The sequence below is a fragment of the Azotobacter vinelandii CA genome, from assembly GCF_000380335.1.
GTDB classification, from domain to species: domain Bacteria; phylum Pseudomonadota; class Gammaproteobacteria; order Pseudomonadales; family Pseudomonadaceae; genus Azotobacter; species Azotobacter vinelandii.
In genome coordinates this window covers 1118261-1137478 of sequence record NC_021149.1, presented here as the reverse complement: position 1 = coordinate 1137478, position 19218 = coordinate 1118261, and the positions used below count along the sequence as shown (strand labels likewise).

The 19218-nt window shown below is 63.3% G+C and carries 20 protein-coding genes; 6 read left to right on the top strand and 14 right to left on the bottom strand.

Annotated features, from left to right (window positions below; translation table 11 throughout):
• The 4 genes from AVCA_RS05335 to AVCA_RS05320 are packed head-to-tail and all read right to left on the bottom strand — an operon-like array spanning position 1 to position 2631.
• Entirely contained in the window at positions 1-486 is a 486-nt protein-coding gene (locus AVCA_RS05335) for a hypothetical protein (RefSeq protein WP_012699835.1), read from the bottom strand.
• Positions 483-1670 carry a PilW family protein gene (locus tag AVCA_RS05330; protein ID WP_012699834.1) on the bottom strand — a complete coding sequence of 396 codons (1188 nt, stop codon included), beginning with the start codon at positions 1668-1670 and terminating at the stop codon, positions 483-485. The genes AVCA_RS05335 and AVCA_RS05330 overlap by 4 nt, the downstream gene beginning before the upstream one ends.
• Positions 1667-2239 carry a type IV pilus modification protein PilV gene (gene pilV / locus AVCA_RS05325; protein ID WP_269078194.1) on the bottom strand — a complete coding sequence of 191 codons (573 nt, stop codon included), beginning with the start codon at positions 2237-2239 and terminating at the stop codon, positions 1667-1669. The genes AVCA_RS05330 and pilV overlap by 4 nt, the downstream gene beginning before the upstream one ends.
• On the bottom strand, positions 2236-2631 hold the full coding sequence (locus AVCA_RS05320; RefSeq protein WP_012699832.1) for a type IV pilin protein: 396 nt from the start codon (positions 2629-2631) through the stop codon (positions 2236-2238). Before AVCA_RS05320 ends, pilV begins: the two co-directional genes overlap by 4 nt.
• A 312-nt stretch (positions 2632-2943) precedes the next feature.
• Between AVCA_RS05320 and AVCA_RS05315 the strand changes: the two genes are divergently transcribed.
• Positions 2944-3459 carry a GspH/FimT family pseudopilin gene (locus AVCA_RS05315; RefSeq protein WP_012699831.1) on the top strand — a complete coding sequence of 172 codons (516 nt, stop codon included), beginning with the start codon at positions 2944-2946 and terminating at the stop codon, positions 3457-3459.
• A 31-nt stretch (positions 3460-3490) separates the two neighbouring features.
• On the opposite strand, the gene ispH is transcribed toward AVCA_RS05315, so the two are convergent.
• From ispH to AVCA_RS05275, 8 genes are all read right to left on the bottom strand, one after another.
• Positions 3491-4438: a 4-hydroxy-3-methylbut-2-enyl diphosphate reductase gene (gene ispH / locus AVCA_RS05310; protein ID WP_012699830.1), complete on the bottom strand. Its 948-nt coding sequence runs from the start codon at positions 4436-4438 to the stop codon at positions 3491-3493.
• A gap of 40 nt (positions 4439-4478) precedes the next feature.
• A complete protein-coding gene (locus tag AVCA_RS05305) occupies positions 4479-4916 on the bottom strand; it encodes an FKBP-type peptidyl-prolyl cis-trans isomerase (RefSeq protein WP_012699829.1) in 438 nt (145 codons plus the stop codon).
• Positions 4909-5412, bottom strand: a complete 504-nt coding sequence (gene lspA / locus AVCA_RS05300; protein ID WP_012699828.1) for a signal peptidase II — start codon at positions 5410-5412, stop codon at positions 4909-4911. Before lspA ends, AVCA_RS05305 begins: the two co-directional genes overlap by 8 nt.
• 36 nt (positions 5413-5448) lie before the next feature.
• On the bottom strand, positions 5449-8280 hold the full coding sequence (ileS, locus tag AVCA_RS05295; protein WP_012699827.1) for an isoleucine--tRNA ligase: 2832 nt from the start codon (positions 8278-8280) through the stop codon (positions 5449-5451).
• On the bottom strand, positions 8277-9233 hold the full coding sequence (gene ribF / locus AVCA_RS05290; RefSeq protein WP_041806975.1) for a bifunctional riboflavin kinase/FAD synthetase: 957 nt from the start codon (positions 9231-9233) through the stop codon (positions 8277-8279). The genes ileS and ribF overlap by 4 nt, the downstream gene beginning before the upstream one ends.
• Positions 9234-9368: 135 nt before the next feature.
• On the bottom strand, positions 9369-10913 hold the full coding sequence (murJ, locus tag AVCA_RS05285; RefSeq protein ID WP_012699825.1) for a murein biosynthesis integral membrane protein MurJ: 1545 nt from the start codon (positions 10911-10913) through the stop codon (positions 9369-9371).
• A gap of 574 nt (positions 10914-11487) precedes the next feature.
• Positions 11488-11994: a hypothetical protein gene (locus tag AVCA_RS26695; protein WP_231876192.1), complete on the bottom strand. Its 507-nt coding sequence runs from the start codon at positions 11992-11994 to the stop codon at positions 11488-11490.
• A 78-nt stretch (positions 11995-12072) separates the two neighbouring features.
• A complete protein-coding gene (locus AVCA_RS05275; RefSeq protein ID WP_012699823.1) occupies positions 12073-12282 on the bottom strand; it encodes a DUF2790 domain-containing protein in 210 nt (69 codons plus the stop codon).
• Between the two features lie 1229 nt (positions 12283-13511).
• On the opposite strand from AVCA_RS05275, the gene AVCA_RS05270 reads away from it, so the two are divergent.
• Complete coding sequence (locus AVCA_RS05270; RefSeq protein WP_012699820.1) at positions 13512-13724, top strand: cold-shock protein; 213 nt, start codon at positions 13512-13514, stop codon at positions 13722-13724.
• Positions 13725-13821: 97 nt separating this feature from the next.
• On the top strand, positions 13822-14316 hold the full coding sequence (locus AVCA_RS05265) for an RDD family protein (protein WP_072432609.1): 495 nt from the start codon (positions 13822-13824) through the stop codon (positions 14314-14316).
• Between the two features lie 46 nt (positions 14317-14362).
• Here the strand turns inward: AVCA_RS05265 and lptG are convergent, their stop codons facing one another.
• Together lptG and lptF are read right to left on the bottom strand one after the other, a co-directional pair.
• Positions 14363-15424 (bottom strand): LPS export ABC transporter permease LptG, encoded by a 1062-nt coding sequence (gene lptG / locus AVCA_RS05260; protein ID WP_012699818.1) that lies wholly within the window; start codon positions 15422-15424, stop codon positions 14363-14365.
• Entirely contained in the window at positions 15417-16538 is a 1122-nt protein-coding gene (gene lptF / locus AVCA_RS05255; protein ID WP_041806970.1) for an LPS export ABC transporter permease LptF, read from the bottom strand. The genes lptG and lptF overlap by 8 nt, the downstream gene beginning before the upstream one ends.
• A gap of 270 nt (positions 16539-16808) precedes the next feature.
• Here lptF and AVCA_RS05250 point away from each other — a divergent pair, with 270 nt between their 5' ends.
• The 3 genes from AVCA_RS05250 to AVCA_RS05240 are packed head-to-tail and all read left to right on the top strand — an operon-like array spanning position 16809 to position 19131.
• Complete coding sequence (locus tag AVCA_RS05250; protein WP_012699815.1) at positions 16809-18299, top strand: leucyl aminopeptidase; 1491 nt, start codon at positions 16809-16811, stop codon at positions 18297-18299.
• A gap of 46 nt (positions 18300-18345) precedes the next feature.
• Positions 18346-18774, top strand: a complete 429-nt coding sequence (locus tag AVCA_RS05245; protein ID WP_012699814.1) for a DNA polymerase III subunit chi — start codon at positions 18346-18348, stop codon at positions 18772-18774.
• A gap of 6 nt (positions 18775-18780) precedes the next feature.
• Positions 18781-19131 (top strand): hypothetical protein, encoded by a 351-nt coding sequence (locus AVCA_RS05240; RefSeq protein WP_012699813.1) that lies wholly within the window; start codon positions 18781-18783, stop codon positions 19129-19131.
• The last annotated feature ends 87 nt before the right edge of the window (positions 19132-19218 follow it).

Sequence of the window (19218 nt, the reverse complement as noted above, 5' to 3'; positions counted from 1 at the left end):
TCAGGGACAGACCTTGCCTTTCTCCGCACTGCTGAGCAGGACTCGCACACCCGAACGCACCAGGGTATCGGCCCCACTGAGCGGGTCGTTCACCGAGGCACGGATTTCCCAAACGGTATTCCAGGTGAAGTCGGCCATCGCCGGCAGGGTCACGCTGCTCGGCGCGGTCGCAGCGGCGGGCGACGCCCGAACGCATTCCGGTTCGGCGATATCCACCCCGTAATCGGTTTTGTCGTCATCGTTGAGATCGATCTCCACGCGTTGCCCGGATGGAGATGCGCTGAAAGGCGTGCTCAATATCAGATTGGTGGCCATATTGGCCGCGGCTATCGACTCGTCGCGCGACTGCATGTTGCCAACGGCTTTGAGATTGCTCGTGCCGAGTACGAAAGCGCTGGAAACCAGCAAGGTGAACAGCAACAGCACGACGAGGCCGACCACCAGCGTCGCGCCAGCCTGGCGGCGATGTCCGGGAAGAGTCCTCATGGCGTTTCCCTTCTTCCCGAAACATTGTTCAGCCGGACGACCGTGGAAAATACATGACGCTTGAAACCATCGTTGGCGGCCGCGACCGCCTGCTCCCCCAAGGTATAAGACTTGCCGTCCGTATATCCGGGAGTGCCGGTCTGAGCACGCACCAGCAGATGGAGCTTCACCGCGACCACATTGATCAACCTGTCGAGCGAACAAACTCCCGAACAATGAACGAACTCGTCCGGTACGCCATCTCCACGATTCACGGGAGAGGTCAGGTTTTTCCTATCGGCCCACTCGACCGCCTCCCTGTAGGGATCTGCGTCGGAACTTTCGACGATGATATCCCTGCCGGAATCGCTGATCCGATCCACGCCCAACTCGACCCTGAATCCTTCTATACCCTCGATCAGTACAACGGCGGATCTGGCCTTGATCTCTCCAGCCTCCAGATCGAGTTCCGAACGCACCAGGGTCGGAACACCATCTCCCAGCGTCACCGCGTAGTCGCGGATATAGTAGATATGGGAAAGGAATCTTCGCCTGGAAGCGATAGTCGTACAGTCGCGATCATGCAGGACGAAATCGGCAGGATCGGTGGAAAATATATATGGAGCCTCCGAAGAAACGCTGGCGGGACAGTCGCCTCCACGGGCACGGGATGCCTGAAAATAGAGTCTCCCGCTCTCTTCCGCTTCACAGCCGCCAGCAACGCAGGTATTCAAGTGGCGCACCACCAGAATATCGGTACCACTTCTGCGATTGGTTATCACGGCCCCGCATTCGGAAGGTGGCGAATCATGGACCTGCAGCGGAACTCCCAACTGGCTGGTACGAGTCGCTGCTGTCCATGAAGAATACGCCAGACAAGGATCGGGAACGACAGCCGGAATCTCGGCCGGTACCGCAGTCACTGTCAGATCGTCGAAGTCCGGAATATAACTATCCCAGAAACCGGCATGGGCGATATCGTTCTGCAATAACTGAATCGCGAATCGTCCATTCTCGATCAGCATATTGGTCTTGGCCATTTCATCATTGGTGCGACTCACATTGAGAAACAGCGTCAAGACCGCCGTCATGATCAAGAGTCCGATGGTCGAGGCGACCATCAATTCGATCAGACTGAAACCGGTCTGGGCGCAATGAATGAATATGCGGGCGGACCGCCGTCCGCCATTGAAACGCTTGTTCATAGGTCGGCGATCCGCACGATGGTGGTCACGACACGCCGGCAGCGATCAGCGGCACAGGCCGAGCCGCCGTCCCCGTCGTATTGCCCCGCTGCGCAGGCGACACTGGCCGGCGGCGCGGCAATCGGCCCTCCGCCCTGCCAGGCGACCGTGATCAGGTACTCGTCGCTGCCGAGAGACTCGATGCAACCGCGTCCTCCCAGCATGGCTCCCAGCCTGCTCGAATCGCTGCCGGTTTCCGCCGCGCCCTGCAAGGCGGCACACCATTCGCCGAGGTCGATGTCCTTGCGCGATGCCGTCGAAGTCCCACAGGCGGAACCGACCCCGACAGGGCTGCCGGCGCCCGTCACATAGCCCGCCGCCGCGTTGCGGTTGGCCGAGATCCGGTTCGCCATGTCGCTCAGCAGGAGCAGCGCCTGGACGCGTTGATAGACCTCCATCTCCGACTGTTGCAGGCGCACCTGCAGAGCCGCCATGCCAAGCAGCCCCACGGACAGGATCAGAAGGGTCACCAGCACTTCGATCAGCGTCACGCCAGTCTGCTCACTCCGGCGAAACCGCCTGCGGGTCACCACTTGTCCGCAGGGGTTCTCACCCCTTCGCTGTCGAGCGTCAGCCTCTCGGCATCCTTCATCTGCACGCCCCTGGCGGTAAAGGCGATGAGAAAGGAAGGAAGCGTGCCGCTGCCGGGCGTCACCGCATAGTCATAGTGAGCCGCCACATCGCTCGGCAGTACATATCCGCTCTTCTCCAGTTCATCCCGGGTGGCATAGGCACGGTTGGCCAGCAGAAACTGCTGCTGGCGGCTGGCGATTTCCATCATCGCCCCTTGAGCGGCTCCCCGATTGCCGCGCAGAACGTACTGCCGATAGCCGGGATAGGCGATCGTCGCGAGTATTGCGATTATCGCGACGACTATCATCAATTCGATCAGGGTAAAACCGCGCCTTCCATTTCGCTCCATCGCGTGACTCCATAACCCGCGCAGCATGATTTTTTTGCTTCACTGCCACAGAGCCGTATTTTCAAGAAGTCCGGAAAAATTCCCGAGCACTGGTCCACTTATCCGAATATCCGCTTCGCTCCGTTCCAGCGGGAAACCCGGACCCTTGAAGCGCATCACGCTCGGTTCCCAGCTCACCTGCTTAACCTTCGAAAGACGGTTCCGGAGTCTCCGGCTCATCCGGATCGGACGGGCTCATTCCAGCCCCGTCGTCATCCGGAAAACGGCTCCCGCGGGATGTAGGGGTCGTTCACACAGATAAGGTGGATACCAATGCCCGGCTTTTCCCGCGCCTACACGCTGATCGAACTCATGACCACCCTCGCCCTGGTCGGCGTGCTCGCCATGGTCGGCGCCCCCGCGCTCAGCCATAGCGTCGAAGGCCAAAGGGTCGGCACTACCAGCCGCAACCTCGGCGCCGGCCTCGCCCTGGCCAGGCATGCGGCGATCAGCCAGAACCATCCGGTACTGGTCGAGAGTCTCGAAGGCGATTGGGAGGCAGGCTGGAGGGTGTATGTCGATGCCAATTCGAATGGCGCTTTCGATCCCGGCGAGCGGGAGCTGTCGAGACAGGGCAAAGCCCCCAGCGGCGTGCGAATCGCGCCGAACAGTCCTGTCCGGGGCTATGTGCGCTATATCGCGACGGGGCAGGCGCAACTGGCGAGTGGAGCCTTCCAGGCCGGAACCTTCACTATCTGCCACCAGAACGGCCGGCATGCCGTGAGAAGCCTGATCCTGAACGCCAGCGGCCGGGTCCGCTCGACCCGGAACGCTCCCGGTACCTGCTGACGGAGAGAAACGGCCGGATCGTGCCGGACACTCAGTCCGACGACACCACCCGCAACTCCTTCGGTATCGAGAAGGTGATGTTTTCTTCGCGGCCGGTCAATTCCTCGACGTTGACGACGCCCCATTGCCGCAGTCGGTCGATCACGTCACGTACCAGCACCTCCGGTGCCGAAGCGCCGGCGGTGACACCGACGCGCCGGATGCCATCGAACCATTCGCGACGAAGATCCTGGGCGCCGTCGACCAGATAGGCGGGAACTCCGATGCTCTCGGCCAGTTCACGCAGGCGGTTGGAGTTCGAACTGCTGGAGCTGCCGACCACCAGCACCAACTGGCACTCGCCGGCCAGTTGCCTGACCGCGTCCTGGCGATTCTGGGTGGCGTAGCAGATGTCGTCCCTACGCGGGCCACCGATGCCCGGAAAGCGGGCGCGCAGGGCATCGATCATGCGGGCGGCGTCGTCCATGGACAGGGTGGTCTGGGTGACGAAAGCCAGGGACACGGGATTGCGCACCTGCAGGCGGGCGACGTCCTCCTCATCCTCCACCAGATAAATAGCGCCGCCATTGGCCGTATCGTACTGGCCCATGGTGCCAACCACCTCCGGATGCCCCTGGTGCCCGATGAGGATGCACTCCCGGCCCTCGCGGCTGTAGCGGGCGACCTCCATGTGCACCTTGGTCACCAGCGGACAGGTGGCGTCGAACACCTTGAGCCCGCGCCGCGCGGCTTCCTGGCGCACCGCCTGGGACACGCCGTGGGCGCTGAAGATGACGATGACGTTGTCCGGCACCTGGTCCAGTTCCTCGACGAAGATGGCTCCCCGAGAACGCAGATCGTCCACCACGAACTTGTTGTGCACCACCTCGTGGCGCACGTAGATCGGCGGACCGAAGACCTCCAGGGCACGGTTGACGATCTCGATGGCGCGATCGACGCCGGCGCAGAAACCACGGGGATTGGCAAGCTTGATGTGCATGGGAGGTCTCGGCAGGAATGGGGCGGATGGCGATCGCGGCTCAGACGGCCCTGACCTCGAGGATTTCCACTTCGAAGGTCAAGTCGCGGCCGGCCAGCGGGTGATTGAAATCGACGGTGACCTGCTGATCGTCGAAGGACTTGACGACACCCGGCATCTCGCCGCTGGCGGCATCGTTGAAGATCACCATCAGGCCTTCGGAGAGCTCCATGCCTTCGAATTGGCCGCGCGGCATGACCTGTACGTTCTGCGGATTGGGCCGGCCGAAGCCCTGCTCCGGCGCAATCGGCAGGGCACGCTTGTCGCCGGCCTTGAGGCCATAGAGAGACAGCTCGAACCCGGGCAACAGATTGCCATCGCCAACCCGGAAGGTGGCCGGACGCCTGTCGAAGGTACTGTCGACCACATCGCCCGAGTCGAGCTTGATGGCGAAATGCAGGGTGACTTCCCGATCGGGACCGATGCGCAGCTCAGTCATGGGCAGTTTCTCCGGACTTCTTGCTGATGAACATATCCAGCGCCAGCATGATGGCGCCCACGGTAATGGCGCTGTCGGCCAAGTTGAATGCCGGGAAGAACCAGCGATCCTGCCAGTGCACCAGGATGAAGTCGATCACATGGCCATAGGCCACGCGATCGAACAGATTGCCCACGGCGCCACCCAGCACCAGCGCCAAGGCGATGGCCAGCCAGGTTTCGGAGGGCTGGAGACGCTTGAGCCAGACCACCAGAACACTGCTGACCGCGATCGCGATCAGGGCGAACAGCCAGCGCTGCCAACCGGACTCGCCGGCGAGGAAGCTGAAGGCGGCGCCGGTATTGTAGGCCAGGGTCCAACTGAACAGACCGGGAAGGATCTCGATCTGCTGGTGGAGCTGCAGGGCACCCTCGAAATGGAGCTTGCTGACCTGGTCGAGGACGAATACCAGAAGGCTCAGCCAGAGCCAGGGCAGCTTGCCGAAACGGGAATTCATCGACGCCCACCTACCCCGCCGCTGCCACGATGCGGATCATGCATACTGGCGGACCTCGCCCTCGCCCTGGATGTTCTCCACGCAACGCCCGCAGATCTCCGGATGCGCCGGATCGAGCCCCACATCTTCGCGATGGTGCCAGCAACGGGCGCACTTGGTATGGACCGACTTGCTCACCTGAATGCGCAGACCGGCGACCTCGGTGTCCACCGCATCCGCGGGAGCGGCCCCGAGCGGCTGGACCTGCGCGGCCGAAGTGATCAGCACGAAGCGCAGTTCGTCGCCCAGCAGGGCCAGGCGCCCGGCCAGGGCCGGCTCGGCGAACAGGACGACCTCGGCCTGCAGGTTGCCGCCGATGGCCTTGGCATTGCGCCGGTTCTCCAGCTCCTTGTTCACTGCGGCCTTGACCGCCATGACCTGTTCCCAGAAGGCGCGATCCAGGGCGAAGCCGTCCGGCAGCTCGGCGAAACCCTGGTACCAGGTGTTGAGCATCACCGATTCGTTGCGCTCGCCCGGCAGGTACTGCCAGATCTCCTCGGCGGTGAACGCCAGGATCGGCGCGATCCAGCGCACCAGCGCCTCGCCGATGTGGTACATGGCGCTCTGGCAGGAACGGCGCGCCACGCTGTCGGCGGCGCAGGTGTACTGGCGGTCCTTGATGATGTCGAGGTAGAAACCGCCCAGCTCCTGCACGCAGAAGTTGTGCACCTTCTGATAGACGACCCAGAAGCGATAGCTGTCGAAGGCTTCCTCGACCTCGCGCTGCAGCAGCAGGGCGCGGTCCACCGCCCAGCGGTCCAGCGCCAGCATGTCCTCGGCGGCCAGCAGATCCTTCGCCGGATCGAAGCCGCTGAGGTTGGCGAGCAGGAAACGCGCGGTGTTGCGGATGCGCCGGTAGGCGTCGGCGCTGCGCTGGAGGATCTGCTTGGATACCGCCATCTCGCCGGAATAGTCGGTGGCCGAAACCCACAGGCGGAGGATGTCGGCGCCCATGCTGTCGGTGATTTCCTGCGGGGCGATGACATTGCCGAGGGACTTGGACATCTTGCGGCCGTTCTCGTCCACGGTGAAGCCGTGGGTCAGCAGGCCGCGATAGGGCGCATGGCCGTCGATGGCCGCGCCGGTCAGCAGCGACGAGTGGAACCAGCCGCGGTGCTGGTCCGAGCCCTCCAAGTAGAGATCGGCACGCGGCCCCTGGTCATGGCCCATCGGATGCGAGCCGCGCATCACGTGCCAGTGGGTGGTGCCGGAGTCGAACCAGACGTCCAGGGTGTCGGCGATCTTGTCGTACTGGTCGGCCTCGGCACCGAGCAGTTCGGCGGGGTCGAGCCTGAACCAGGCCTCGATGCCTTTCTGTTCGACACGCCTGGCCACCTCCTCCATCAGCTCGACGGTACGCGGATGCAGCTCGCCGCTTTCCTTGTGCAGGAAGAAGGGAATCGGCACGCCCCAGTTGCGCTGGCGCGAGATGCACCAGTCCGGACGGCCGGCGATCATCCCGTGCAGGCGCGCCTGGCCCCAGGCGGGGACGAACCGGGTCTGCTCGATGGCGGCCAGGGCGCGTTCGCGCAGCGTGGTGCCGTCCTTCGCCTTGCTGTCCATGCCGACGAACCACTGCGCGGTGGCCCGGTAGATCAGGGGAGTCTTGTGCCGCCAGCAGTGCATGTAGCTATGGCTGATCGTCTCGTGCTTGAGCAGGCAGCCGACTTCGGCGAGCTTGGCGACGATGTTCGGGTTGGCTTTCCAGATGAACTGGCCGCCAAAGAACGGCAGCGACTCGACATACACGCCGTTGCTCTGCACCGGGCTGAGAATCTCGTCGTTGCTCATGCCGTAGCGCTTGCAGGAACGGAAGTCGTCCTCGCCATAGGCGGGAGCCGAGTGGACGATGCCGGTACCGGCGTCCAGCCCGACGTAATCGGCCAGATAGACCGGCGAGAAGCGTTCGTAGAACGGATGGCGGAAGCGGATGAGCTCCAGCGCCTCGCCCTTGGCGGTGGCCAGCACCTGGCCCCGCAGGCCGTAGCGGGCCAGGCAGCCCTCTACCAGTTCCTCGGCCAGCAGCAGCAGCCGGTCGCCGCAATCCACCAGGGCATAAATGAAGTCCGGATGGACGTTGAGCGCCTGGTTGGCCGGAATGGTCCAGGGAGTGGTGGTCCAGATGACGATGCCGGCCGGCTTGTCCAACTGAGCCAGGCCGAAGGCGGCGGCCAGCTTGTCGGCATCCCCGACCGGGAAGAACACATCGATCGCGTCGGACTTCTTGTCCTGGTATTCGACCTCCGCCTCGGCCAGCGCCGAGCCGCAGTCGAAGCACCAGTTCACCGGCTTGAGACCCTTGAACACGAAACCGCCCTCAACCATCTTCGCCAGGGCGCGGATTTCCCCGGCCTCATTGGCGAAATCCATGGTCTTGTAGGGGTTTTCCCAGTCGCCGAGCACACCGAGACGGATGAAGTCGGCCTTCTGCCCCTCGACCTGTTCGGCGGCATAGGCACGGCAGCGCTCACGGGTCAGGTCCGCCGGCTGGTTCTTGCCGAAGGTGGTTTCCACCTTGTGCTCGATGGGCAGGCCGTGGCAGTCCCAACCCGGTACGTAAGGCGCGTCGAAGCCGGCCAGGGTCTTCGAGCGGACGATCATGTCCTTGAGGATCTTGTTGACCGCATGGCCGATGTGGATGTTGCCGTTGGCGTAGGGCGGGCCGTCGTGCAGGATGAACTTCTGACGTCCCTCGCCGATCTGCCGCAGCTTGCGGTACAGGCCGATGCTGTTCCAGTGCCGCAGCGTCTCCGGCTCGCGTTGCGGCAGGCCGGCCTTCATCGGGAATGCCGTTTCCGGCAGGTTGAGGGTCGCTTTGTAGTCGGTCATCGTTGTTCGGGCTCGTGAGTAAGCGGTTTACCCTGCCAGTAGGCTCGGGCGGCGGCGATATCCGCGTCGATCGCCGCTTTCAGCGCATCCAGGGAAGCGAAGCGTTCCTCGTCGCGCAGCTTGTGATGGAAGGTGACACACAGGTGTCGGCCATACAGGTCGCCGGCAAAATCCAGCAGATGCGCCTCCAGATGTGCGCGGCCATCGCCCGTCACCGAGGGGCGCACACCGATGTTGGCCACTCCCGGCCAACGCCGCCCGTCCAGTTCGGTGCTCACCAGGTAGACGCCGGTGAGCGGCACCCGGCGGCGCTTGAGCTGCACGTTGGCAGTCGGCGTGCCGAGTTGGCGGCCCAGTTTCTGGCCATGCAGCACCCGGCCGCAGAGGCTGAACGGCCGGCCGAGCAAGCGCTCGGCCAGGGGCAGATCGCCATGACTCAGGGCGGCACGCAGCCGCGTGCTGCTGACGCGCAGGCCGTCCACCTCGACGGTGACCGCCGCCTCGACGGTGAAGCCCTCCGCCACACCGGTCTGGCACAGGAATTCGAAGTCGCCGGCGCGGTCGCAGCCGAAGCGAAAGTCGTCGCCGACCTCCAGGTGGCGCACGCCCAGTCCCTCGACCAGCACGCTCTGCACGAACGCCCGGGCACTCAGCTCGCACAAGCGGCGATTGAAGGCCAGACAGAGCACCCGGTCGACGCCCTGCGCCGCGAGCAGTTCGAGCTTTTCCCGCAGGCGGGTCAAGCGCGCCGGGGCACGCTGCGGACTGAAGAACTCCCGCGGCTGGGGTTCGAAGATCACCACGCAACTGGGCAGGCCCAACTCGGTCGCGCGCTCGCGCAGGCGCGTGAGGATCGCCTGGTGACCACGGTGGACACCGTCGAAATTCCCAATGGTGGCGACACAACCCCGATGCTGGGGCCGCAGATTATGGAGGCCTCGAACCAGCTGCATAGGAAACATCTTGCCTGCAAAGTGGCCGATTATACGCACAGCCGAGGCCTGGCGACAGGTCGGCAAGACGCTCAGAACGGCGGATCGCCGCCGGAAACGCCGCTCTCACGACCAGTTGCACGACACCCACCGGGATCAGGCGATCGACCTGCGGGAAAAATCCCGCAACCGGAAGCCGAGCAGCAGCAACGTACCGAAATAAGCCACGATACCTGCCAGCACCAGGGCGCCCAGGCGCAGGAAGCGCTCCGCCATCACACCCTGCTCCCAGGCCGGCATCAGCGCCATCCCCCCGAGCAACACCGCGCCCATCGCCAGCACGGCCACCAGCAACTTGAGGAGGAACACGCCCCAGCCCGCCTGCGGCTCGAACCGCCGCTGCTGGCGCAGCTTCCAATAGAGAAGACCGGCGTTCAGACAGGCCCCCAGCCCGATGGCCAGCGCCAGGCCGGCATGCGGGACGGGAAAGGTCAGGATGAAGGTCACGTTCATGACTTGGGTGGCGCCCAGGGTCAGCATAGCGATGCGCACCGGCGTACGAATGTTCTGCTGGGCGTAGAAGCCCGGCGCCAGCACTTTCACCAGAATGATCCCGAGCAGCCCGACCGCATAGGCGATCAGGGCATATTGGGTCATCAGGGCATCGTGGGCTGTGAACCTGCCGTATTGGAACAACGACACGGTCAGCGGCTCGGCGAGAATCGCCAGAGCCAGCGCACAGGGCAGCACCAGCAGGAAGCACAGGCGCAGCCCCCAGTCGAGAAGCCGCGAATACTCCTGCCGGTCCCGGCTGGCATGGGTCTTCGACAGGGCCGGCAGCAGGATGGTCCCCAGCGCCACGCCGAGCACGCCGGACGGCAGCTCCATCAGGCGGTCGGCGTAGTACATCCAGGACACCGAACCGGCGGCGAGAAAGGATGCGAAGATGGTGTTGATGATCAGCGAGATCTGTCCCACCGAGACGCCGAAGATGGCCGGCGCCATCTGCCTGAGTACCCGCCACACGCCGCTATCGCGCAGGTTCAGCCGCGGCAGCACGAGCATCCCGATCTTCTTCAGGTGCGGCAACTGGTAGAGCAGTTGCAACAGGCCGCCGGCCAGCACCGACCAGCCCAGCGCCAGCACCGGCGGATCGAAGAAGGGCGCGAGAAACAGTGTGAAGGCAATCATGCTGAGGTTTAGCAGGGTCGGCACGAAGGCCGGCACGCCGAACCTGTTCCAGGTATTGAGAATCGCCCCGGCCAGCGAAGACAGTGAGATCAGCAATATATAAGGAAAGGTGATCCGCAGCAGCGTGGCGGTGAGCTCGAACTTTTCCGTGGACTCGGCAAAACCCGGCGCCGAGACCCAGATGATCCAGGGCGCCGCCAGGATGCCGAGCAGGGTCACCAGCGCCAGCACCAGGGTCAGCAGACCGGCGACATAGGCGATGAAGGTGCGCGTCGCCTCCTCGCCCTGCTGGGTCTTGTATTCGGCGAGGATCGGCACGAAGGCCTGGGAAAAGGCGCCTTCGGCGAAGATGCGCCGCAGCAGGTTGGGCAACTTGAAGGCGACGAAGAAGGCATCGGTGGCCAGACCGGCGCCGAAGATGCGCGCCACCAGGGTATCGCGCACGAAGCCCAGCACGCGGGACAGCATGGTGATGGAGCTGACCGCCGCCAGCGACTTGAGTAGATTCATGGAAACCGGGATTCGAGGTCTGGCTGGAAGAGAACGGGTCCGACCGAATGCCAGCCGGCCGCGGCCGACGGTGGCGGCGAGGCCTGGCCCCGAGCGGAGCCGCGAGTGTAGAGACCGACGACGGCTATCGCAATGCGCTGCGCGCAGAGCCTTCGGAGCAATCGCATGAAGCCATGAGCGGATTGAAAGCGGACTGGAAAGATCGTGCGTCGAGTGGTTCCGGCGTTTTCTGGTGCACTGGCTGCTTGCCGAGCGCTCCGATACGCCCTGTTTCGAGCCCCACCCGAGTTACTGTCTCGTTGCTTGCCCGACAGGTCGAAAAGCAGCCGAACAAGGGGTACCTTTCGACTTGAGGACGTATTGGGGGTAGAAATTCGATAATCACGCGGCTTTCAGGGCCCGACAAAGGCGCAAAGCAAGACACTATCGGCCTTGCAGCAGCCCCTCGCGAATCGACGCATCGGCCAAGGGTTGTACCTGTTCGGGCACCACGGAATACATTCAGCGCCAGGCGGGCCCTGAAACTGAAAAACCGGCTAAAAGCCGGTTTTTGTTGTCTCGTCCGCGACGCCTTTTAGCCCTTCGCATACTCCCGCAGCCGCGCCTGCAGCCAGGCCCGCTCCTGCTCGGCAATCCGCGCCCGCACACGCCGCTGGTACAGTGCCAGTCTTTGCCGTCGCTCGTCGACCGAGAGGCCATCCCAGCCGCAGAACAGTCCGGCGTCGTCCACCGGCTCCTCGGGATCTGCCCCCGGTTTCGGTGTGGGCTGCATCCAGCGCCCCAGAAACAGCCCGGCCATGAACAAGCCACAGCATGCAAGCACAAGAGAAAGAATCGGATCGATGGTCATCGGCTGCCCTTCCCGGCATAACAACTCACGCGGAACCACATGCCAGTTGTGACCGCACGACAGGCTCAAAGTGCCATCGACCCGAATCATCTTTGCATAACATCCCCTTCTCCTGCGCGGGATGACCATGCCGAAGCCGGACAAGGCTACCGGGAGGTCCAGCGAAGCATCGATCGCCGTTGCCCACGCTCGTCTTGCAAGGGCACGATGCCAATGCCCGGAGCGGGCCATGAAGTCTCCGGCTGATGCTGACGAAAGGACGCCTCTCGGAGCTACATCGCATTAGATAAATTTCTTGCGGGAAGCACACTAGTTATCATGGCACCCCGCAGTTTCCGGATACAGATAACGAATGGTATTGAGATTTCCAGTGGAGTCCTCATAGGTCATCTGTGCAGGAATGACCCCGCAAAAATCCGGTTCGGGCGGGAAATACTCCATGGCGACTACTTCGGCAATATCCAGGCGCATGCCATATTCATAATCCGTCACTTCGGGTTCTTCGGAATAGATGATCATCTCTTCCAGCTCCGTAGATTCTACGGCAGGACGGCCCCCATTCTCGGCCATGGACAGAGAGGCCGACAAAAGCAGGACTGCAGCGCAAATTACTTTCACGGATTTCATGCCAGAGACTGTCATAGGAATACCCCTCCCACAGGAGAAGAACTCAAGAAACACACGACGCACGGCAACAACCGGCGCCGCTCCTCAGGCAGTCAATAAGTAAAAAGCGAAACCGGTCCGAGGAGCCGGCCCGCTGTCCTCCCGACCGGCGAGAGGTCGCGGCAGAACCCTTCTCCGCATCGCCAGCACATCCACATCCGGTAGCCACGCCCGACGAAAGCGAAACGGTCACGGACATGCGTCCCTGCAGTAACAGCAATGATCGAATGAAAGCCCACTGCCACGGGAAGGCACATGAATGTGCCCGCAATCCCCTTCTTGCCTGGCGCCACCCGACCTATCGTTCGTCGGAAGCCCTGCCATATCCAACTTCCGAACAATGCCTGTAATTTTCATCCGCCGTCGATACAAGCAAAGATCCCATGGCTATCAGGGTCAAGCCGAGGCTTATCGGATAGGGTTATTTCAATATGAATATATAGAATCGAAGATTATTCGAAGAATGAAATCCCTTTGAAAAGCCAAAGAAAACAAGATCCATGCCTGTTGTCTTCAAACATTATCATGCTGCGACCAGTCGAATTTCCTGCCCCCACATAATGCGGAACAAGGGGAAAACCCCACCTGTCCCCGCCTCGCTCAAGAGCCGTGAAAACCTTCGCCGCCCCGATCCCGCGAACAGTGCGCCGCATTGCAATCACCCTGCAATCAATGGAAACAAAACGAGACGGCAACGCCCGTCCAAGGCTCGGCGAAGCGCCGGCTGGACACCTGCTCGCCTGTCGGCAGCTCCTGCTTCGCGCCCGGCGCAAAAGCCGCAACATCCCCATACGGAAATGGATATTTCTCATAAAAACATGATTTTTCATCAAAAATAGCCACAAGTTTCAGGCAACGAACCGGCCATGAAAACCTTCCGCTACAGGGCTTGGCTTTTTCCGCGGACTTGGCGTACAGTATCTAAACTGTGTTTGCGTGGGTCGCTGTTGAATCTTGACTTGGTGGCAGTAGGTCCTACAGGTCCGCTACATCCCGCTCGACTTCTCTTACTCTCTGCAACCAGTTCTAGCTCTCTGTTGTCACAGAGACTGCCATCAACTCCAGTTTCAAGGAAATAAGACATGTCGAATCGTCAAACCGGCACCGTCAAGTGGTTCAACGACGAGAAAGGCTTTGGTTTCATCACTCCCGAGAGCGGTCCGGATCTGTTCGTTCACTTCCGTGCGATCGAAGGTACTGGCTTCAAGAGCCTGAAGGAAGGCCAGAAAGTCAGCTTCGAAGCAGTGCAGGGCCAGAAGGGCATGCAGGCCGACAAGGTTCAGATCCTGGGCTGATCGCCGGCTCGACAAAAAGCCCTCGATGACGGCATCGAGGGCTTTTTCATGCCCGGATCCCTTAGAATGCCGGCCTTTGCCTGACCGCGAGTCCGCCATGCCCAAGCCCGCCCTGATCCCCCGAGGTGATTTTCCTGCCGCAGGGCTGCCCCGTCGCCTAGCGGCGATGTTCTATGACTTCCTGCTCTGCGTAGCCCTGCTGATCGTCGTCACCTTCATCTACAAGCTGGTCCAGATGGCCATCCTCGGTAGCGAGCGCCTCAGACAACTGTCCGATGCCGGCGCACTGGATGGCGACCCGTTGCTCTCCACCCTGCTGTTCTTCTGCCTGTTCGGCTTTTTCGCGAAATTCTGGACACACAAGGGCCAGACCCTCGGCATGCAGGTCTGGGGCCTGCGCGTCCAGAACAGCGACGGCACCGCAATCGACCTCTGGCAGGCGCTGCTGCGTTTTCTGGTCGCCATCGCCTCCTGGCTGTGCTTCGGCCTGGGCCATTTCTGGATGCTCTGGGACAAGAGGGGACGCACCTGGCAGGACATGTACTCCAGCAGCCAGGTGGTCCGGCTGCCGAAGAACATCCACAAGAAGTAGCGCTCGCCCGGCCTTCCTCCGCCCACCATGACGGTGGGGGAAGCCCCTACCCTGCACGTCGCAGCAGATACACCCCCAGCAGGGCGCAAAGCCCGGCAGGCAGGAGCACTGCCAGCAGGGGCGAGAAGCCGAACACCTGGCTCGAAGGGCCGAGCAGGTCCTGGAACATGCGGAAGACGAAGCCGGCCAGCACCCCCGTGAAAAGCCGCTGTCCGAGGGTGACCGAACGCAGCGGGCCGAAGATGAAAGAAATCGCCATCAGCACCAGCGCCGCGGTCACCAGAGGCTGCAGCACCTTGCCCCAGAAGGCCAGCCAGTAGCGCGCGTTGTTCAGCTCCTGCTCGGCCAGGTAATGGATGTAGTGCCAGAGCCCGGTGACCGACAAAGCCTCCGGGTCCATGACCACCGTTCCCAGCAGTTGCGGACTCAGCAGGATATCCCACTGTTCCGTCGCGGCCTTGGCGACCTCGGTACTGCGTTCGAGGAAACGGGTGGTCGTCACGTCCTCCAGTTGCCAGTTCCCACCCCGGAACTCTGCCTTCCGGGCGAAGCTGGACCACAGCATGTGGCGCTGATCGTCGAAGCGGTAGCGCGTCACCCCGTACAGCACGCCACCCGGCTGCACCGCGTTGATATGCACGAATTCGTTGCCCTGGCGATGCCAGAGACCATGCTTGGCGGTCTGCGCCTCGCCGCCGCCCTGTGCCAGGGAACGGTGCGCCTCGGCCTTGTTCTCCGCCCAGGGCGCCAGGTATTCGCCGAGCAGACCGCCGAGCACCATCAGCACCAACATGGGCTTCATCACCGCCCAGACGATACGGCCGAGGGATATCCCGGAAGCCCGTATGACCGTCAGTTCGCTGCTGCTGGCCAGGCTGCCGAGGCCGATCAGGCAACCGATCAGCGCCCCCATCGGCAGCATTTCATAGGTTCGCTGCGGCACGGTCAGGAAAACGTACCAGGCCGCGGCGGCCAGATCGTAATCGCCCTGGACATCGCCCAGTTCGTCGACGAAGGAGAACAGCAGGGCCAGGCCGACGAGCACCCCGAGCACCGCCAGGATGGAGAGAGACACGCTGGCGCCGATGTATCTGTCCAGCTTACCCATGATTCAGACTCCGCTCGGCACGCCGACGCGCCAATTGCAGGCGCAGGGGTTCCCAGAACAGCAGCCCCAGACCGATCAGCAGGAAAACTCCATGGACCCACCAGAGGCCTATCAGCATCGGGATCTTGCCCTTGTCCAGTTCGCCGCGCACGGCGATCAGCGTGGCCAGATAGGCCATGTAGAGAAGAATCGCCGGAAGCAGCTTGAGAAAGCGGCCCTGGCGGGGATTGGCCCTGGCCAGCGGCACCGCCAGCACGGCGACCACGAACACCAGCAGGGGCAGGGAAAGGCGCCATTGCAGCTCGGCCTGATGACGCGGCTGGTCGCTGCCGATCAACTCACTGGTGGGAATCGCCTCGCGCTCGTTGATCTCGCTGCTCACCGCCGGCCTGGCCAGCAGCACGCCATAGGTGTCGTAGCGGATCACCCGATAGTCGGCTTCGCCGGGGTTGCCATCGTAGCGGTAGCCGTTCTGCAGGATCAGGTAACGACTGCCGTCCGCCTGTACTTCCTGACGCCCACCTTCCGCCACCAGCACGGCGATGCCACGCTCCTTCCCACCGTCGCGGGACATCTGCTTCTCGCTGATGAACACGCGGGAAAGCTCAGTGCGATCATCCGTCAGGTCCTCGACATAGGTCACCCGGGAACCGTCCTTCATGGTCTGGAAGCGGCCCGGCACCAGGGTATCGAACTCGGTCAGGGCCTTCTGCTCGTTGAGCAGTTGCTCGACCAGGCGTATCCCCTGGGGCGCCAGCCCCAGGCTCATCCAGGCGACCAGCGCGGCGACCGGAATGGCCGGTACCAGGGTATAGACGGCCAGGCGCTGCGGACTCATGCCGGTCGCCGCCAGCACGGTCATCTCGCTGTCGAGATACAACCGGCCGTAGGCCAGCAGAATGCCGAGAAACAGCCCCAGCGGCAGGATCAGCTCGAGGAAGCTGGGCACCCGGTAGAGCATGATCTGCAGCAGTACGCCGGGATCGAGCAGGCCTTGGGCGGCCTGCGCCAGATATTTGATGAAGCGGCCGCTCATGATGATCGCCAGCAGCACGGCACTGACCGCGCCCAGCGTCATCAGCAGCTCACGGGAGAGATAGCGAGGAATGATCAAACCGGACACTCCAGGGTTGTCAGGCTCAGGCGGCTGTGCTCAAACTAGCCGCCTCGTTGCCGACCCACCGCCCCACGGGCCGTCGAAGAAGCCGCGCGGCCGGACGGGGCAGGACCAGGCAAGGCTGTGCAGTGTCCCTGACGTGAAAGGGCGCCAACCCGATCCCGCACCGATGGCCGAACGCAGCATTCCCGGCGGCCTGCAACGCGCCACAAAAAAGAACGGCATTATCCTGCAAACCAGACCCATTTGTCTTGGGGACATCACGCCATGCAACTCGTTGTCAAAAGTACCAGCCCGCAAACCCTGAAAACTGCAACGCTGGTGGTTGCCGTCGGCGAAGGCCGCAAACTGGGCGCCACCGCCAAGGCCATCGACCAGGCCGCCGACGGCGCCCTGTCGGCCGCCCTCAAGCGCGGCGACCTTGCCGGCAAGGTCGGACAGACCCTGCTGCTGCACGCGGTGCCGAACCTCAAGGCGGAGCGCGTGCTGCTGGTCGGCGCCGGCAAGGAGGGCGAGTTGAGCGACCGCCAGTTCCGCAAGATCGCCGCTGCAACCTACGGCGCGCTGAAGGGCCTGGGCGGCAGCGATGCCGCCCTGACCCTGGGCGAACTCCAGGTCAAGGGACGTGACACCTATGGCAAGACCCGCCTGCTGGCCGAGACCCTGCTCGATGCCACCTACGCGTTCGATCGCTTCAAGAGCGAGAAGGCCTCCGCGCCGGTCCTGAAGAAGCTCGTCCTGCTCTGCGACAAGGCCGGCCAGGCCGAGGTGGAGCGCGCCGCCAGCCATGCCCAGGCGATCGTCGACGGCATGGCCCTGACCCGCGACCTCGGCAACCTGCCGCCGAACCTCTGCCATCCGACCTCCCTGGCCAGCGAGGCCAAGGCGCTGGCCAAGACCTACGACACCCTGAAGGTCGAAGTCCTCGACGAGAAGAAACTCAAGGAGCTCGGCATGGGCGCCTTCCTCGCCGTGGCCCAGGGCAGCGACCAGCCGCCACGGCTGATCGTGCTCGACTACCAGGGCGGCAAGAAGGACGAGCAACCCTTCGTGCTGGTCGGCAAGGGCATCACCTTCGACAGCGGCGGCATCAGCCTCAAGCCGGGTTCGGGCATGGACGAGATGAAGTACGACATGTGTGGCGCCGCCAGCGTGCTCGGCACCTTCCGCGCCCTGCTCGAACTGGCGCTGCCGATCAACGTCGTGGGCCTTCTGGCCTGCGCCGAGAACATGCCCAGCGGCGGCGCCACCCGCCCCGGCGACATCGTCACCAGCATGAGCGGGCAGACCGTGGAGATCCTCAACACCGACGCCGAAGGCCGTCTGGTGCTGTGCGACGCCCTCACCTACGCCGAACGCTTCAAGCCGCAGGCGGTGATCGACATCGCCACCCTCACCGGCGCCTGCATCACCGCCCTGGGCACCCAGGCCTCGGGCCTGATGGGCAACGACGACGACCTGATCCGCCAGGTCCTCGAGGCCGGCGAACATGCCGCCGACCGCGCCTGGCAGTTGCCGCTGTTCGAGGAATACCAGGAGCAGCTCGACAGCCCGTTCGCCGACATGGCCAATATCGGCGGCCCCAAGGCCGGCACCATCACCGCCGCCTGCTTCCTCTCGCGCTTCGCCAAGAACTACCACTGGGCGCACCTGGACATCGCCGGCACGGCCTGGATCAGCGGCGGCAAGGAAAAGGGCGCCACCGGCCGCCCGGTACCGCTGCTGACCCAGTTCCTGCTGGACCGCAGCGCCCCCTGAGCCACGGCGGGAGCGGCCGCCCCGCTCCCGCGCCGCCGAGGACTCCATGCCCCAGGTCGACTTCTATATCCTGCCCTCCGCGGACCCGGCGGCACGCCTGGATTTCGCCTGCAAGCTGACGGAAAAGGCCTGGCGCCTGGGGCGCCGCATCTACCTGCACTGTCAGGACGCGCCCCAGCGCGAAACGCTGGACGCCCGGCTATGGAGCTTCAAGAGCGAGGCCTTCCTCCCCCACGGCCTGTTCGAGGAGGACGCCGATGCACCGATCGCCCTGGGCCTGGGCGACGACCCCGGCAGCCATCGCGACCTGCTGATCAACCTGGCCCTGAGCGTGCCGTCCTTCTGCGCACGTTTCGAGCGGATCGCCGAACTGGTAGTGAGCGAACCGGTCATACGTCAGGCCACGCGCGCCAGCTACCGCCTCTACCGCGAGCGCGGCTATGCTTTACAGGATCATCGTCTGTCACGCATCTGACACGCCATGGATAGCCTGAAGCCAAAACCGGACACCAACCACCTGCTGAGCGATCTGCAATCGATCCGCGACCTGCTGGACGAAGACTCGCTGCCGCCCCTGCTCACCGAAGCCCTCGATGCCGACGACATCCCGCTGCTCTCGGAGATCGTTCCCGGCGATGAAGAAGAGGAAGAGGAAGAGGAAGCCGAGCCGCTTCCGGCCGCTCCGCCGCCGCGTCTGGAGCAGAACCTGCGCGCCGAGGCCCAGTCGATCCTGCAGGAGGTCGTCGACGACTTCGTGCCGCAGATCGAAGCCGAGCTGAAACGCCGCCTCGAAGCCCGCCTGGGCCTCCTGCTCGTCGCCCGCAAGCCGTAGCACACAGGCCTTGCGGCCACCCGCCTGTATTCCTGTATTTACAGAAACCCCGCTCGCCGTAAATACATGAAACCATGAACAAGTATT

What these genes read in the sequence shown, in the direction of transcription:
- ribF (WP_041806975.1), bottom strand. Translation starts at nt 9,233, where the DNA reads ATGCAGCTGGTTCGAGGCCTCCATAATCTGCGGCCCCAGCATCGGGGT.
- ispH (WP_012699830.1), bottom strand. Translation starts at nt 4,438, where the DNA reads ATGCACATCAAGCTTGCCAATCCCCGTGGTTTCTGCGCCGGCGTCGAT.
- ileS (WP_012699827.1), bottom strand. Translation starts at nt 8,280, where the DNA reads ATGACCGACTACAAAGCGACCCTCAACCTGCCGGAAACGGCATTCCCG.
- AVCA_RS05335 (WP_012699835.1), bottom strand. Translation starts at nt 486, where the DNA reads ATGAGGACTCTTCCCGGACATCGCCGCCAGGCTGGCGCGACGCTGGTG.
- AVCA_RS05270 (WP_012699820.1), top strand. Translation starts at nt 13,512, where the DNA reads ATGTCGAATCGTCAAACCGGCACCGTCAAGTGGTTCAACGACGAGAAA.
- AVCA_RS05315 (WP_012699831.1), top strand. Translation starts at nt 2,944, where the DNA reads ATGCCCGGCTTTTCCCGCGCCTACACGCTGATCGAACTCATGACCACC.
- lptG (WP_012699818.1), bottom strand. Translation starts at nt 15,424, where the DNA reads ATGGGTAAGCTGGACAGATACATCGGCGCCAGCGTGTCTCTCTCCATC.
- murJ (WP_012699825.1), bottom strand. Translation starts at nt 10,913, where the DNA reads ATGAATCTACTCAAGTCGCTGGCGGCGGTCAGCTCCATCACCATGCTG.
- AVCA_RS05275 (WP_012699823.1), bottom strand. Translation starts at nt 12,282, where the DNA reads ATGATCATCTATTCCGAAGAACCCGAAGTGACGGATTATGAATATGGC.
- AVCA_RS05320 (WP_012699832.1), bottom strand. Translation starts at nt 2,631, where the DNA reads ATGGAGCGAAATGGAAGGCGCGGTTTTACCCTGATCGAATTGATGATA.
- lspA (WP_012699828.1), bottom strand. Translation starts at nt 5,412, where the DNA reads ATGAATTCCCGTTTCGGCAAGCTGCCCTGGCTCTGGCTGAGCCTTCTG.
- AVCA_RS05240 (WP_012699813.1), top strand. Translation starts at nt 18,781, where the DNA reads ATGGATAGCCTGAAGCCAAAACCGGACACCAACCACCTGCTGAGCGAT.
- AVCA_RS05250 (WP_012699815.1), top strand. Translation starts at nt 16,809, where the DNA reads ATGCAACTCGTTGTCAAAAGTACCAGCCCGCAAACCCTGAAAACTGCA.
- AVCA_RS26695 (WP_231876192.1), bottom strand. Translation starts at nt 11,994, where the DNA reads ATGGCCCGCTCCGGGCATTGGCATCGTGCCCTTGCAAGACGAGCGTGG.
- AVCA_RS05245 (WP_012699814.1), top strand. Translation starts at nt 18,346, where the DNA reads ATGCCCCAGGTCGACTTCTATATCCTGCCCTCCGCGGACCCGGCGGCA.
- AVCA_RS05265 (WP_072432609.1), top strand. Translation starts at nt 13,822, where the DNA reads ATGCCCAAGCCCGCCCTGATCCCCCGAGGTGATTTTCCTGCCGCAGGG.
- AVCA_RS05330 (WP_012699834.1), bottom strand. Translation starts at nt 1,670, where the DNA reads ATGAACAAGCGTTTCAATGGCGGACGGCGGTCCGCCCGCATATTCATT.
- AVCA_RS05305 (WP_012699829.1), bottom strand. Translation starts at nt 4,916, where the DNA reads ATGACTGAGCTGCGCATCGGTCCCGATCGGGAAGTCACCCTGCATTTC.